The sequence below is a fragment of the Oerskovia sp. Root918 genome, from assembly GCF_001428945.1.
In the GTDB taxonomy this organism is placed as follows: Bacteria; Actinomycetota; Actinomycetes; order Actinomycetales; family Cellulomonadaceae; genus Oerskovia; species Oerskovia enterophila.
Genome location: NZ_LMJG01000002.1, coordinates 28,678 through 42,861 on the forward strand (window position 1 = coordinate 28,678; position 14,184 = coordinate 42,861).

General features: G+C 73.0%; 13 protein-coding genes. 2 read left to right on the forward strand and 11 right to left on the reverse strand.

Features of this window, described 5'->3' with window-relative positions; all coding sequences use genetic code 11:
* The first annotated feature begins 295 nt into the window (after nucleotides 1-295).
* Entirely contained in the window at nucleotides 296-1,015 is a 720-nt protein-coding gene (locus ASE27_RS04910) for a TIGR03085 family metal-binding protein (protein WP_056646909.1), read from the forward strand.
* A gap of 93 nt (nucleotides 1,016-1,108) precedes the next feature.
* Here ASE27_RS04910 and hisF read toward each other — a convergent pair whose 3' ends face one another.
* From hisF to ASE27_RS04960, 10 genes are all read right to left on the reverse strand, one after another.
* Entirely contained in the window at nucleotides 1,109-1,879 is a 771-nt protein-coding gene (hisF, locus tag ASE27_RS04915) for an imidazole glycerol phosphate synthase subunit HisF (RefSeq protein ID WP_056646912.1), read from the reverse strand.
* 3 nt (nucleotides 1,880-1,882) lie between these two features.
* On the reverse strand, nucleotides 1,883-2,809 hold the full coding sequence (locus tag ASE27_RS04920; protein ID WP_231907827.1) for an FKBP-type peptidyl-prolyl cis-trans isomerase: 927 nt from the start codon (nucleotides 2,807-2,809) through the stop codon (nucleotides 1,883-1,885).
* Between the two features lie 93 nt (nucleotides 2,810-2,902).
* Complete coding sequence (pafA, locus tag ASE27_RS04925; protein WP_056646915.1) at nucleotides 2,903-4,264, reverse strand: Pup--protein ligase; 1,362 nt, start codon at nucleotides 4,262-4,264, stop codon at nucleotides 2,903-2,905.
* Nucleotides 4,254-4,985, reverse strand: a complete 732-nt coding sequence (prcA, locus tag ASE27_RS04930) for a proteasome subunit alpha (protein ID WP_056646918.1) — start codon at nucleotides 4,983-4,985, stop codon at nucleotides 4,254-4,256. Before prcA ends, pafA begins: the two co-directional genes overlap by 11 nt.
* Nucleotides 4,982-5,911, reverse strand: coding sequence for a proteasome subunit beta (gene prcB / locus ASE27_RS04935; RefSeq protein ID WP_056646921.1), 930 nt, complete (start codon nucleotides 5,909-5,911; stop codon nucleotides 4,982-4,984). The genes prcA and prcB overlap by 4 nt, the downstream gene beginning before the upstream one ends.
* A gap of 20 nt (nucleotides 5,912-5,931) precedes the next feature.
* A complete protein-coding gene (locus tag ASE27_RS04940) occupies nucleotides 5,932-6,123 on the reverse strand; it encodes a ubiquitin-like protein Pup (protein ID WP_056646924.1) in 192 nt (63 codons plus the stop codon).
* Between the two features lie 144 nt (nucleotides 6,124-6,267).
* On the reverse strand, nucleotides 6,268-7,911 hold the full coding sequence (gene dop, locus ASE27_RS04945) for a depupylase/deamidase Dop (protein WP_056647274.1): 1,644 nt from the start codon (nucleotides 7,909-7,911) through the stop codon (nucleotides 6,268-6,270).
* A gap of 190 nt (nucleotides 7,912-8,101) precedes the next feature.
* Nucleotides 8,102-9,793 (reverse strand): proteasome ATPase, encoded by a 1,692-nt coding sequence (gene arc, locus ASE27_RS04950; protein ID WP_056646927.1) that lies wholly within the window; start codon nucleotides 9,791-9,793, stop codon nucleotides 8,102-8,104.
* A 158-nt stretch (nucleotides 9,794-9,951) separates the two neighbouring features.
* Entirely contained in the window at nucleotides 9,952-11,112 is a 1,161-nt protein-coding gene (locus ASE27_RS04955; protein ID WP_082608561.1) for a tRNA (adenine-N1)-methyltransferase, read from the reverse strand.
* A gap of 60 nt (nucleotides 11,113-11,172) precedes the next feature.
* Nucleotides 11,173-12,339: a site-2 protease family protein gene (locus tag ASE27_RS04960; RefSeq protein ID WP_235535358.1), complete on the reverse strand. Its 1,167-nt coding sequence runs from the start codon at nucleotides 12,337-12,339 to the stop codon at nucleotides 11,173-11,175.
* Between the two features lie 85 nt (nucleotides 12,340-12,424).
* Between ASE27_RS04960 and ASE27_RS04965 the strand changes: the two genes are divergently transcribed.
* Complete coding sequence (locus ASE27_RS04965; RefSeq protein WP_056646930.1) at nucleotides 12,425-13,363, forward strand: PD-(D/E)XK nuclease family protein; 939 nt, start codon at nucleotides 12,425-12,427, stop codon at nucleotides 13,361-13,363.
* A 4-nt stretch (nucleotides 13,364-13,367) separates the two neighbouring features.
* Here ASE27_RS04965 and ASE27_RS04970 read toward each other — a convergent pair whose 3' ends face one another.
* Nucleotides 13,368-14,099 (reverse strand): HAD family hydrolase, encoded by a 732-nt coding sequence (locus tag ASE27_RS04970; RefSeq protein WP_369818987.1) that lies wholly within the window; start codon nucleotides 14,097-14,099, stop codon nucleotides 13,368-13,370.
* Nucleotides 14,100-14,184: the final 85 nt, after the last annotated feature.

Sequence of the window (14,184 nt, forward strand, 5' to 3'; positions counted from 1 at the left end):
TCAGGGCGTGCCGTTCGCGCGCCGCGGGCCCGGGGGACGTCCCTGGTCCATCGGCTGCGCCACGTCCCGCGGACGGCGCACGGCCAGGACGGGAGGCTCCGCCGGTGGAGGAGGGCTGGTGCGGGCTGGCGCCGTCCGGACGGCCGGGCGCTGCGCCGGTGGGCGCGTCCTGGGTCCGAGGCGTGGTGTTCGTGGGGGTGCTCCGTCGCGCGGACACGGACGATCCTCGTCTTTCGTGGGGGTTGGCACGATCTTCTCACACGGGACACTCCGTCCCGCGTGCGAGCATGGCCTGATGCAGCCCACCGCCTGGCACGCCCACGAGCGCGCCTCCCTCGTCCACGCACTCACCCAGGCCGGCCCCGACGCCCCGACCCTGTGCGACGGGTGGCAGACACGTCACCTCGCCGCACACATGATCCTGCGCGAGCACCAGCCCTGGACCCAGGCGGGCGCGAACGGCGGCCCGCTGCACGACTGGTCCGACTCCAGGCTCCAGGACCTCGCGGCGACCGCGCTCGCACCGGGTGGGTACGCCGCGCTGCTCGCGCGCATCGAGCAGGCGCCCGCCTCGTGGAGCCCGTGGTCGTGGGCCGGGAACCTCGTGAACCTCGTCGAGTACTTCGTGCACACCGAGGACGTGCGGCGGGGCACCTGGGCCGGAGGCCCAGGAGGCGCCGGCGCTGCGGCCGACCAGCCGCGCGACCTCTCCCCCGGGCTCGAGGACGCCCTGTGGGCGCAGCTGCGGCGCGGCGCGCGCCTGTTCTACCGGCGGTCCCCCGTGGGTGTCGTGCTCGTGGTGCCCGGCGGCCCGCGCCTCGCGGTCAAGGCCCCGCCGACACGGCCGACCGACGACGGCCGTCTGCCCGGCACGGTGGTCGTCACGGGCGAGGTGGGCGAGCTCGTGCTCCACGCGTTCGGCCGAGGCCCCCACGCGGGTCTGACCCTCCAGGGCGACGTCGCCGACCGTGCGGCGCTCGACGCCGTGGTGCCGGGTCCGCGCTCGGGCGAGTGACGCCGTCGGGCGCTCTGCTCGTTCTGCCCCCTCGGGTGCGCGGGGGGCGCGTGGGGCGCGCCGGGACCTCCCGGCGCGCCCCACGACCGGACCTCAGCGGACCAGGACGCCCGCTTCGCGCATGTGCGCCTTGACGTCGCCGATCGTCAGCGTCCGGAAGTGGAAGACGCTCGCCGCGAGGACCGCGTCGGCCCCTGCCTGAGCCGCCTGCGCGAAGTGCTCCGGGGTGCCCGCTCCTCCGCTCGCGATGAGCGGGACGCTCACCTCGGGGCGCACGGCCGCGAACATCTCCAGGTCGAACCCGCTCGTCATGCCGTCGGCGTCCATCGAGTTCAGCAGGATCTCCCCCGCCCCCAGCCGCGCCGCGCGCGCAGCCCACTCGACGGCGTCGATGCCCGTGCCGCGGCGGCCGCCGTGCGTGGTCACCTCGTAGCCCGACTCGGTGCGGGTCTCGCCGGTCACGCGACGGGCGTCGACCGAGAGCACGAGCACCTGGCTGCCGAACCGGTCCGCGATCTCCGCGATGAGCTCGGGACGGGCGATCGCGGCCGTGTTGACGCCCACCTTGTCCGCGCCCGCGCGCAGCAGCTTGTCCACGTCGTCCGTGGTGCGCACACCGCCCCCGACCGTGAGCGGCACGAAGACCTGCTCGGCCGTGCGCCGCACCACGTCGTACGTGGTCTCGCGGTTACCCGACGACGCCGAGACGTCGAGGAACGTCAGCTCGTCGGCCCCCTCGGCGTCGTAGCGGGCCGCGAGCTCGACCGGGTCGCCCGCGTCCCGCAGGTTCTCGAAGTTGACCCCCTTGACGACGCGACCGGCGTCGACGTCCAGGCAGGGGATGACACGGACCGTGACCGACATGAGCTATTGACCTTCCGTCTGACCTTCGGAGCCCGGGGTCTCGTCGACCACCGGGAAGTGTGCGTCCAGGACGTCCACGACGTAGACCAGGGTCTCGTCCGCGTACGGCTTGGCGGTCCCCGCGTAGGCGAGCGACGGGGGGACGACCAGCAGCACCTGGCTGCCGACGCTCTGCTCGAGCAGACCCTGCTCCCACCCCTCGATGATCTGGCCGATGCCGACCATGGTCGAGGCGGGCAGGGCCCCGGGCGTCCAGTTCGAGTCGACGACCTCGCCCGTGGACCACGCGACCCCCGTGAAGCGGACCGTGATGACCTGGCCCGCCTCGATCTGCACGCCGCCGCCCCGCACGAGAGGCTGGACGATCAGGTCGCCCGGCGGGGCCGTGCCCGCAGGCACCTCGACCGTCGGGGCGCCCTCGGCGTCGAGCGTCACGACCGGGAGCCCCTCGACCGGCGCGACCGCCTCCCCGCTCGCCCGGGAGGGCAGCACGTCGATCACGAGCACGACCGGGACGTCGTCCGTCTCCTCGAGGTACAGGACGCGGGCACCGACGCGCTGGCCCGCCAGCGCGTCGACGACCGCCGACCCGAGGTCCTCGTCGGTGAGCTCGTGCGGCGCGGGAGCGTCGATGAACGTGCTCTGGATCACCGACCCGTCGCGCCCGTCGACCGCGTACATGTTCAGGAGCACCGGCTGTCCCTCGACGAGGGCCTCGCCCGTCCCGGGCACGAGGACCTCGGACCGCGTCTCGGGGATCGTCAGCGGCTGGTCGAACGCGACCACGGGGGGCTCGCCGAGCAGACCCGAGACCGCGACCTCGGTGTGGGCGGGAGCCGCGTTCCCCGTCGGTTCGGCGCAACCGGCGGCGGACACCGCGACCAGCAGGCCCAGGACGACGGCCGCAGACCGGCGGGACACACGACGCACGACGCTCCTCGGGCGGACGGGACAGGGAGCCACCACCTTAACGGTGGAGGCTCCCCGGCCGGTGCTCGGTCCGTCCCGCGGGCGGACCGCTCGTCACATCGACTCGATGAGCCGCTCGACCCTCTCGTCGACGTTCTGGAACGGGTCCTTGCACAGCACCGTGCGCTGCGCCTGGTCGTTGAGCTTGAGGTGCACCCAGTCGACCGTGTAGTCGCGGCGGGCCTCCTGCGCCTTGCGGACGAAGTCGCCCCGCAGCTTGGCGCGCGTCGTCTGGGGCGGGACGGCCGTGGACTCGAAGACCTCGAGGTCGGTCGTGATCCGCTCGACCATGCCGCGCGCCGCGAGCATGTTGTACAGGCCCTCGGTGCGCGAGATGTCGTGGTAGGCGAGGTCGAGCCGCGCGATGCGCGGGTCGTCGAGCTCCAGTCCGTGCTTCTCCTGGTAGCGCCGCAGGATCTTGAGCTTGATGACCCAGTCGAGCTCGCGGTCGACGAGCGAGAGGTCGTCGGTCTCCAGCGCCCGCAGCCCGCGCTCCCACAGGTCCAGGACCTGCTTGACGACGGGCGTGGGCGTCTCGTTCGCGTCGACGTACTCCTTGACCCGCTGGAGGTACTCACCCTGCAGGTCCACCGCGGTCACGGTGCGCCCGTTCGCCATCTGCACGGGGTGACGGCCCGTCATGTCGTGGCTGATCTCGCGGATCGACCGGATGGGGTTCTCGAGCGCCATGTCCCGCATGGGCACCCCGGCCTCGATCATGCGCAGGATCAGGTCGGTCGCCCCGACCTTGAGCATGGTCGTGGTCTCGGCCATGGACGAGTCCCCGACGATCACGTGCAGGCGCCGGTACTGCTCGGCGTCGGCGTGGGGCTCGTCGCGCGTGTTGATGATGGGGCGCGAGCGCGTGGTCGCGCTCGAGACCGACTCCCAGATGTGGTCCGCGCGCTGCGACAGCGCGAAGATCGCCCCGCGCGGCGTCGCGAGGATCTTGCCCGCCCCCGTGAGCACCTGGCGCGTGATGAGGAACGGCACCAGCACGTCGGAGAGCCGGGAGAAGTCCCCCTGGCGGCGCACGAGGTAGTTCTCGTGGCAGCCGTAGGAGTTGCCCGCCGAGTCGGTGTTGTTCTTGAACAGGTGGATCCGGCCGGGCAGGCCCTCGTGCTCGAGCCTCTCCTGGGCGTCCGCGACGAGCCCCTCGAGGATGCGTTCGCCGCCCCGGTCGTAGGCCACGAGCTGGCGTACGTCGTCGCACTCGGCCGTCGCGTACTCGGGGTGGGACCCGACGTCGAGGTACAGGCGAGACCCGTTGCGCAGGAACACGTTCGACGACCGGCCCCACGCGACGACCTTGCGGAACAGGTAGCGCGCGACCTCGTCCGCGGAGAGCCCGCGCCCGTCGTCGGACGCGCACGTCACGCCGTACTCGGTCTCGAGACCGAAGATCCTACGGTCCATGCGGAGCCTCCTCTGGCTTCTGCTCGAGCAGTCCGGACAGCACCGTGCCGGTCAACCGGCGGAACGCCCGCCGGGGGCGCGTGCGGTCGAGCACCGCGACCTCGAGCTGGCTCGCGGGGATGGCCTGCTCGCCCTCCGGGGCGTCACGCGCGTCCGCACCCCCGAGCGTCGACACCGCGAGGCGCAAGACCTCGGGCAGCGTCATCCCGGGGTGCCACGCCTCGCCCAGGTCTCGGCCGAGCTGCTCGGCCTGGCCGCCCATCACGACGAACCCGGTCTCGTCCGCGACCGACCCGTCGTAGGACAGGCGGTAGATCTGGTCCTGCGCGGGGCTCGGGCCCACCTCGGCCACGACCAGCTCGACCTCGAGGGGCTTGGACTCGGTCGTGAAGACCGTGCCGAGCGTCTGCGCGTAGGCGTTCGCGAGCCCCCGCGCGTTGACGTCGGCCCGGTCGTAGGAGTAGCCGCGCAGGTCGGCGTAGCGCACGCCCGCGACCCGCAGGTTCTCGAACTCGTTGTACTTGCCCACGGCCGCGAACGCGATGCGGTCGTAGATCTCCGAGATCTTGTGCAGCGACCTCGACGGGTTGTGCGTCGCGAACGCGATGCCCTGGTCGTAGGCGAGCACGACGACCGAGCGGCCGCGGGCGATGCCCTTGCGCGCGAAGTCCGCCCGGTCCTTCATGAGCTGCTCGGGCGAGACGTAGAACGGCATGCTCACTGTGCGTCACCTCCCTGTCCTGCGGTCCGTGGCGCCCGGGGGCGCGCGGCGCGGTTCCCGTCGGCCTGCTCGGTGCGCTCGGCGACGATCTGCGCGGCGACCGCGGCGAGCTCGTCGTCGGGCACGCGCCGGTACCCGTCGGCCGTCACGGTGACGACCACGGGCCAGATCTGCCGGACGGCGTCGGGGCCGCCCGTCGCCGAGTCGTCGTCGGCCGCGTCGTAGAGCGCCTCGACCGCGACGTGCACCGCTCCCTGGGCGTCGAGCCCCGGGTGCCAGCGCTTCTTGAGCGAGCCGCGGGCGAAGACCGAGCCCGAGCCCACGCTGTGGTGGTCCCGCTCCTCGTAGCGCCCGCCCGTGACGTCGTACGAGAAGATGCGGCCCGTCCCGCGGTCCAGGTCGAAGCCCGCGAACAACGGCACCACGGCCAGCCCCTGCATCGCGAGACCGAGGTTCTGGCGGATCATGGTCGAGAGCCGGTTCGCCTTGCCGTCGAGCGAGAGCAGCGCGCCCTCGATCTTCTCGTAGTGCTCGAGCTCGAGCTGGAAGAGCCGCACGAGCTCGACGGCGATCCCGGCGGTGCCCGCGATGCCCACCGCGGAGAACTCGTCGGCCGGGAAGACCTTCTCGATCTCGCGGTTCGCGATCATCGAGCCCATCGTGGCGCGGCGGTCGCCCGCCATGACCACGCCGACCTCACCTCCCGAGCCCGCAGGCCCGGCGTCCCCGAAGGTCAGGGCGACGATCGTGGTCGCGTGGGGCGCGAGCTGGGCCCCCGACCCGGCGGCGTGCCCCGTGGCCCCGGCCGTGCCGGCCCGGTGGGAGGGCAGGAGGTCGGGGGCGTGGTTCGCGAGGAACTCCACGAACGACGAGGAGCCCGGGGTGGTGAAGGCGTGCGGCAGACGCCCGGAGAAGTCCATGGTCATCAGCTCCCGGCCCCTCTCGGCTACTCGCCGCCCTTCTGGACGAAGCCCCTGACGAAGGACTCGGCGTTGGACTCGAGGACCTCGTCGATCTCCTCCAGGAGCGAGTCGACCTCCGCGTCCCGGCTCTGCGCCTGCGGGGCGACGGGCGCGGGCGTCGCGTCGTCGTCGGGACGGCGGTCCTCGTGCGATGCGCTGGTGCGTTCCTGGGCCATCTTCGCCTCCTGGGTGTGTCGATCCTGCTGACGTGCGGTGCTGACGTGCCTTGATGCGGCGGACCCGCAGTGCACGGGGACCGCGTCTTCTCGAAGCCTAGGCTCTCCGGCCGGGTCCGCGCCGGACCGCGCCGTGGGCGCGAGTCATCGGGACGTCCCGGACAGGCCCGTGAGCAGCGCCCCGGCGTCCTTGCTCGCCTCGAGCAGCGCGCCGATGTGCGCCCGGGTCCCGCGCAGCGGGTCGAGCATGGGGACGCGCTGGAGCGAGGGGGCCCCCGCGACGTCGAAGATCACCGAGTCCCAGCTCGCGGCCGAGACCTCGTCGCCGAACCGCGCCATGACCTCTCCCCGGAAGTACGCCCGGGTGTCCTCGGGCGCGTGGTGGACGGCCTGGGAGACCGCGCGCTCGTCGACGAGCCGCTCGGCGGCCCCCGCCGCGAGCAGCCGGTGGTAGATGCTGCGCTCGGGGCGCACGTCGGACCACTGGAGGTCCATCGCAGCGAGCCGCGGGTGGTCCCAGTCGAGGTGGTCGCGCCGACGCAGGCGGTCGAGCAGACGGAGCTTGGCGACCCACTCGACCTCCCGGGCGCACGACGCCGGGTCCGTCCCGAGGCGGGACAGGACCGAGTCCCAGCGGTCCAGGACGGCGCGGGTCTCGTCGTCGAGCGTCCCCAGGTGCTCCGCGGCCCGGCGGGCCACGTCGGCATAGACGCGCTGGACCTCGAGCGCCGTCAGGCGCCGCCCGTCCGCGAGCAGGAGCGGCGCCGTGAGGTCGAGGTCGCGGCTGACCTTCTGCACGTCGGACACCGGGTCGTGCAGGCGCAGGGCCGCGAGCTCGGCACGCAACGAGGCGTCGGAGGCCCCCTCGACCGCAGAGAGCGCGTCGAGCTGCTCGACCACGAACAGCACGAGCGAGGTGGTGCCGAGCTTGAGGTAGGTCGCGACCTCGAACAGGTTCGCGTCCCCGATGATCAGGTGCAGGCGGCGCCAGCGCTGGCGGTCGGCGTGCGGCTCGTCGCGCGTGTTGACGATGGGACGGCGCAAGGTCGTCTCGAGGCCGACCTCGGCCTCCATGTAGTCGGCACGCTGCGAGAGCTGGAAGCCCGGCTCCTGGCCCACAGAGCCCAGGCCGACGCGACCCGAGCCCGTGAACACCTGGCGTGTCACGAGGAAGGGCGTGAGCAGCTCGACGAGCGTCGCGAACGGCACGGCCCGGTCCACGAGGTAGTTCTCGTGCGTGCCGTAGGACGCGCCCTTGCCGTCGACGTTGTTCTTGTAGAGCGCGACCTCCGACCCCGGGACGGCGCCCAGCTCGCGCGAGGCCGCGAGCATGATGCGCTCGCCCGCGACGTCCCAGCAGACCGCGTCGGTCGGGTTCGTCACCTCGGGCGAGGAATACTCGGGGTGCGCGTGGTCGACGTACAGCCGCGCACCGTTGGTCAGGATGACGTTCGCGGCGCTCGGGTCGTCGTAGTCCTCGTGCGTGGGCCGAGCGACCTCCTGGAACGACGCGGCGCCCGCCGGGTCCCGGGGCACGGGGCCCGACGGCGCGGGCCGGGTCGGGTCGTCCGTCAGCAGCGAGGGGTGGGCCGCGGCGCGCTGGAGGTGGAAGCCCCGGGCGTCCTGGAGCGGGTCCTCGTCGTCGTAGTCCCAGCGGGCCTTGCCGCGGGCTCCGTCCGCGCGGGCCGCGAGCGCCCGGTAGGTCGTCACGACCTGGCTCGACAGGAGCATCGGGTTCGCCTGCGGACGCCCCGGTTGCAGCACGCCGTACTCGGTCTCGATCCCCATCACGCGTCGCACGGTCACGAGCACCACCCTATGCCGGGGTCTCGACGGCGGGGCGGGCTGTCCACGGCTCGGCGACCGCCGTACCCGGGCTGCCCCGGGTGCGCCACCCCCGAGACGCGCGCCAGGCCCGGCGGCGTGCTGCGCCGTCGGGCCTGGGCGTGCTGCGTGGCGCCTCGCGCCGGCACCCGTACTACAGGTACTGCCCCGTGCTCGTGACCGTGTCGATCGTGCGCGCCACGGTCCCCGCCCCGTCGCCCTTCTTCTGGACGATCGTGCGGATGAAGACGATGCGCTCGCCCTTCTTGCCCGAGATGCGCGCCCAGTCGTCCGGGTTGGTGGTGTTCGGCAGGTCCTCGTTCTCCTTGAACTCGTCGACGCACGCCGCGAGCAGGTGCTCGACCCGGATGCCGCGCTGACCGGTCGCCAGGAGGTCCTTGATCGCCGACTTCTTGGCGCGGTCCACGACGTTCTGGATCATGGCCCCCGAGTTGAAGTCCTTGAAGTACAGGACCTCCTTGTCGCCGCTCGCGTACGTGACCTCGAGGAACTGGTTCTCGTCCTCCTGGGAGTACATGCGCTCGACCACGCTCGTGATCATGGCGTCGATCGCCCCCTGGGCGCTGCCCCCGTGCTCGGCGAGGTCCTCGGGGTGGATCGGCAGGTCGGTCGTCAGGTACTTCGCGAAGATCTCCTTGGCGCCCTCCGCATCCGGTCGCTCGATCTTGATCTTCACGTCGAGACGACCGGGCCGCAGGATCGCCGGGTCGATCATGTCCTCGCGGTTGGACGCGCCGATGACGATCACGTTGTCGAGGCGCTCGACGCCGTCGATCTCGCTCAGGAGCTGGGGCACGATCGTGGTCTCGACGTCCGAGGACAGCCCGGTGCCGCGCGTGCGGAACAGCGACTCCATCTCGTCGAAGAAGACCACGACGGGCGTGCCCTGCGAGGCCTTCTCCCGGGCACGGGCGAAGATCAGCCGGATGTGGCGCTCGGTCTCCCCCACGTACTTGTTGAGCAGCTCGGGGCCCTTGACGTTGAGGAAGTAGCTCTTGGCGCCGTCCGGGTCCGAGGCGACCTCCTCGCCCGCGAGCTCGCCCGCCGCGGCCCGCGCCTTGGCGACCGTGTGCGCGAGCGAGTTGGCCACGGCCTTGGCGATGAGCGTCTTGCCGCACCCGGGAGGCCCGTACAGCAGGACGCCCTTGGGCGGGCGCAGCCCGTGCTCGCGGAACAGGTCCGGGTGGCTGAACGGCAGCTCGACGGCGTCACGGATCTGCTCGATCTGCGGGCCCAGGCCGCCGATGTCCGAGTAGTCGATGTCCGGGACCTCCTCGAGGACCAGCTCCTCGACCTCGGACTTGGGCACGATCTCGAACACGAAGCCGCTGCGCGTGTCGATCGTGAGCGAGTCGCCGATGCGCAGCGGCGCGTCGGCGAGCGAGCCCGCGAGACGGACCACGCGCTCCTCGTCCGAGCGCCCGACGACGAGCGCACGGTCCGAGCCCAGGAGCTCCTTGACGGTCACGAGCTCCCCGACCTGCTCGTAGCCACCCGCCGAGACCACGGTCATGGCCTCGTTGAGCTTGACCTCCTGACCGGGGTGCAGCGTCGACAGGTCGAGGCTGGGGCTCGCGCCCACGTGCATCTTCCGGCCCGCGGCGGAGACGTCGACCGTCCCGTCCGGGTGGGCCCCGAGGAAGACTGCGTACGTCCCCGGCGGCTTGGCGAGCTCGTCGATCTGACGCTTGAGGTCGATGATCTGGTCCCGCGCCGCACGCAGCGCCTCCGCGAGACGCTCGTTCTTGGCCGACAGGATCGCCTGCTGGCGTTCGCCGTCACGGCTCGGGGTCTGTCCAGGTGTCAGTCCAGGTGTCTCGGTCATCCGGCTTCTCCCTCTCGCCTGGCGCCGTCAGGAGGTCGTGCGGTCGACCCCGTCACCGGCGCGTCACCGACCTCCGGCAGCCCGGTGATCGAGGCTCGACCTTACGCACAAGACCTGGGCGGCCGCTGCAGGGACACCCCTGCTGAGACCGTCGTTCCTCAATCGTTGTCGACGGCGTCCGAAACGTCCAGGGTGTCCGCGGGGGCGTCGTCCTCGACGAGGCCCGCGACGTCCGCGGCCTCGTCGTCGGGGACCGGCACGAGCGGCTGGCCCGTGCGCGGGTCGAGCTGGGGGCCCTGGCCCACGTCGCGGCGCACGCGGCGCACGCGCTTGTCGGAGACCGACCGCTCGCCCAGGTCCTCGGGCGTCCACTCCTCCGCGACGGGGTACGAGCCCTTGGCGGGGCGACGCTTGCGCAGCGGCGCGACCGTGCCGTCGGCCAGGCGGCGCGCCGTGAGCAGGAAGCCCGTGTGCCCGACCATGCGGTGCTGCGGGCGCACCGCGAGCCCCTCGAGGTGCCAGCCGCGGACCAGGGACTCCCAGGCCGACGGCTCGGCGTAGCGCCCGTCGGCACGCAGGTCCTCGGCGAGGCGCGAGAGCTGGGTCGCGGTCGCGACGTAGCAGATCAGCACGCCGCCGGGCGCGAGCGCGTCGGCGACCGCGTCGAGGTTCTCCCAGGGCGCGAGCATGTCGAGCACGACCCGGTCGATCGAGCCGTTCTCCGCGACCTGGGGCAGCACGTCGGACAGGTCGCCGACCGAGAGCTCCCAGGCCGGGTGCTCACCGCCGAAGAACAGCTCGACGTTGCCGCGCGCGATCGCGGCGAAGTCCTCGCGGCGCTCGATCGAGTGCACCGAGCCCTGGTCGCCGACCGCGCGCAGGAGCGACATGGTCAGCGCGCCCGAGCCGACGCCGGCCTCGATGACGCGCGCGCCGGGGTAGATGTCGGCCATCGCGACGATCTGGCCCGCGTCCTTGGGGTAGACCACGGCCGCGCCGCGCGGCATCGACAGGACGTAGTCGGCCAGCAGCGGGCGCAGCGCGAGGTACTCGATGCCCGCGGTGTTGCGCACGACCGAGCCCTCGGGCAGGCCGACCAGGTCCTCGTGGTTGAGGTAGCCGCGGTGCGTGTGGAACGTGGCACCCGTCGCGAGCGTGATGGTGTGCAGGCGCCCGCGCGGGTCGGTCAGCTGGACCTTGTCGCCCAGCCGCAGGGGGCCGCGGCGCACGTCGGCACCGGTCGCCGTGGGGGCCGGCGAGGCGGGGACGTCGCTCGGGGCGGACGGGGCGGGCGCGTCGTGCGTGGGCTCTTGGGTCACGGGCGACCATCCTAGTCGGGCCGCCCGGGGCGGGAGTCCCGTGGGCGGGCCGCGGTCCCCTCAGCGCCCGCGCGCGGCCTGGAGCGCCGCGACGACGTGGCTCACGTCGAGCAGCCCGACGACGCGCCCGGCGTCCGTCACGACGAGCAGGGGCGCGTCCCGCGTCGCGGAGGCCACGGCGTCGAGCATGGCCTGGCCCGCGAGGTGCACGTCCACCTGCGCGGTGGGCGGCAGCCCGACGGCGACCGCCCCGACCGGGGTGAGCGGGGCCTGGGCGGGGGGCACGGCCGCGACGGCCCCGGGGTCGGCGTAGGCCACGGGCCGCCCGAGCGTGTCGGTGAGCACGACGTGTCCCGCGCCCGCCCGCTGGGCGGCCGCGACGGCGTCGGACACCGTGGTGGCCACGGGCACCGCGACGGCCGGGTACGCGAGCGAGGCGACCGTGAGACCCGCGACCGCCTCGCGCGTGCGGCCGTTGGTGATCGCGGCCCCTGCCCCGGACCACAGGAACGCACCGATCAGCGCGGACCACGCGACCGTGAAGAAGTCCACCTGGTACCCGTTGAGCAGGGGCCAGCCCAGGGCCCACACCACCACGCCCACGGCCATGACGCGCCCGACCCAGCCCGCGACGATCGTGCCCCGGGTCCGGGACCCCGTGACGGCCCAGACCGCCGACTCGAGGATCTGTCCGCCGTCGAGCGGCAGGCCCGGCAGCAGGTTGAAGACGCCCACGAACGCGTTGGAGAACGCCGCCGCGTACAGCAGCAGGGCGGGGACGGTCATGGTCGGCTGCGCCTGGAACGCGAACCAGCACACGACCGCGAGGAGCAGGTTCGTCAGCGGGCCCACGACCGAGATGAGGATCCCGTCCAGGGGACGTCGCGAGGTCCCCGAGTAGGCGGTGTGCCCGCCCCAGATCGTCACCGCGAGCTCGGTGACCTCGTGGCCCCGCGACTTGGCGACCACGGCGTGGGCGACCTCGTGCAGGAAGACCGAGACGAACAGCAGCAGGACGAACACGAACGAGACCAGGTAGATCCCCACGCCCAGGCCCGGCGCGAAGCTGCGCACGGTCGGGGCGAACAGGAGCGTCAGGACGGCCGCGGCGAGGAACCACGAGGGCGTGAGGATGACGGGCGCGCCCGACACCCGGCCGATGACCCAGCCCTTCGTCAGGCGCGGGTCTCGGGGGGCGCGACGGGCCGGTGCCGGGGTGGTCTCCACGTCGACACCCTATGTCGGTCACCTGTGCCGAACCCGTGCTGTGGGCCGTGGCGGCCGTGTGGGCGTCGACACGTAGGCTCGACGCATGACGTCCCTCGCCCCCGACCTCGTCGGCACCGACTCCACCGACGTGACGGTCGAGCCCGTCGGCGACTCCCCCCGTGAGCGTCGGCGCCCGGCGCTGTCGCCGTCGCGGGCGAACGACTTCATGCAGTGCCCGCTGCTGTTCCGGTTCCGTGTCGTGGACCGGATCCCCGAGCCGCCCAGCGCTGCGGCCGCGCGCGGCACCCTGGTCCACTCGGTGCTCGAGCGGCTGTACGACGCCCCGGTGGGCGAGCGCACGCTCGCGGCCGCCCAGGCCATGGTCCCGGGCGAGTGGGACCGCCTCCAGGAGGCCGAGCCCCGGTACGCCGAGCTCTTCGCGGGCGCCGGCGAGGCGGGCAGCGCGCCGGAGGGCGCGGTCCAGGAGTGGCTCGAGGGCGCCGGGAACCTCCTGGGCACCTACTTCACGCTCGAGGACCCCAACCGCCTCGAGCCGGCCGAGCGCGAGATGTTCGTCGAGACCCAGCTCGAGGACGGCCCGCTCCTGCGCGGCATCGTGGACCGGCTCGACGTCGCCCCGAACGGCGCGATGCGGGTCGTGGACTACAAGACGGGCAAGACTCCCCGGCCCCAGTACCAAGGGTCGGCGCTGTTCCAGATGCGGTTCTACGGCCTGGTGCTGTGGCGCGAGCGGGGCGAGATCCCCAAGATGCTCCAGCTCGTCTACCTGGGCGACGGCCAGGTGCTGCGCGCAGAGCCGCAGGAGGCGGACCTCCTGGCGGTCGAGGAGCAGGTGCGGACGCTGTGGTCCTCGATCACGCAGGCTGCCCGCAGCGGGCAGTGGGCCCCGCGCAAGACCCCGCTGTGCGGGTGGTGCGCGCACCAGGCCCTGTGCCCGCAGTTCGGCGGCACACCTCCGGAGATCCCCGAGGGTGCGATCGAGCTGACGCTCGGGATCGCCCCGGAGGCGGCCGCTTCCTAGCCCGTCAGTCCTCGATGAGGTCGACCACGTCGCCCGCGAGGATGCGCGAGAGCATGTCGACGTCGACGAGCGCGAGCGACGGCGTGCGGCTCAGCCCCGGCAGGACCGGCACGGGGACCACGGCCTCGACACCGAGCGTCGCCGCGCCGGCGGCCTGCGCCGACCCGATGCCCGTGGGCGAGTCCTCGATCGCCACGCAGCGGGTCACGTCGACGCCCAGCCGCTCGGCCGCCACGAGGTACGGCTCGGGGTGCGGCTTGCCGTGCGTGACCTCGTCGCCGCACACCAGTGTCTCGAACGACCCGGGCGGGGTCATGCCCACGACGGGCTCGGCGAGCGAGCGGTAGGACATGGTCACCAGGGCGCACGGCACGCCGCGCTCCCGGAGCTCGGCGAGCAGCTCGCGCGCACCGGGCTGCCACGGGACCTCGACCTCGACCTGCTCGATCACCCGCGAGATGAGGAAGTCGATGATCTGCTCGGAGGGCAGGTCGACGCCCGCGGCCTGGAGGATCGTGGCCGACTCGGTCAGGGGGTTGCCGACCATCTGCAGGGCCTGCTCGTGCGACCAGGTGCCGCCGTGCGCCTCGACGAGCTCGTGCTCGGCGGCGATCCAGTACGGCTCGGTGTCGACGAGCGTGCCGTCCATGTCCCACAGGACGGCTTGTGGCAGTGCGAGCGCCTCGCGAGGGGCGCTGTCGGTACGGGTGAGATCGGGTGCTTCCAGGGGGTTCAACGCATTCTCCATGCTCGGGGGGACGGTTCGTGGCCGTCCCCGCCACCTTAGCCCGCGTGCTGGCGAGGCCCGCGAGCCCGTGCTG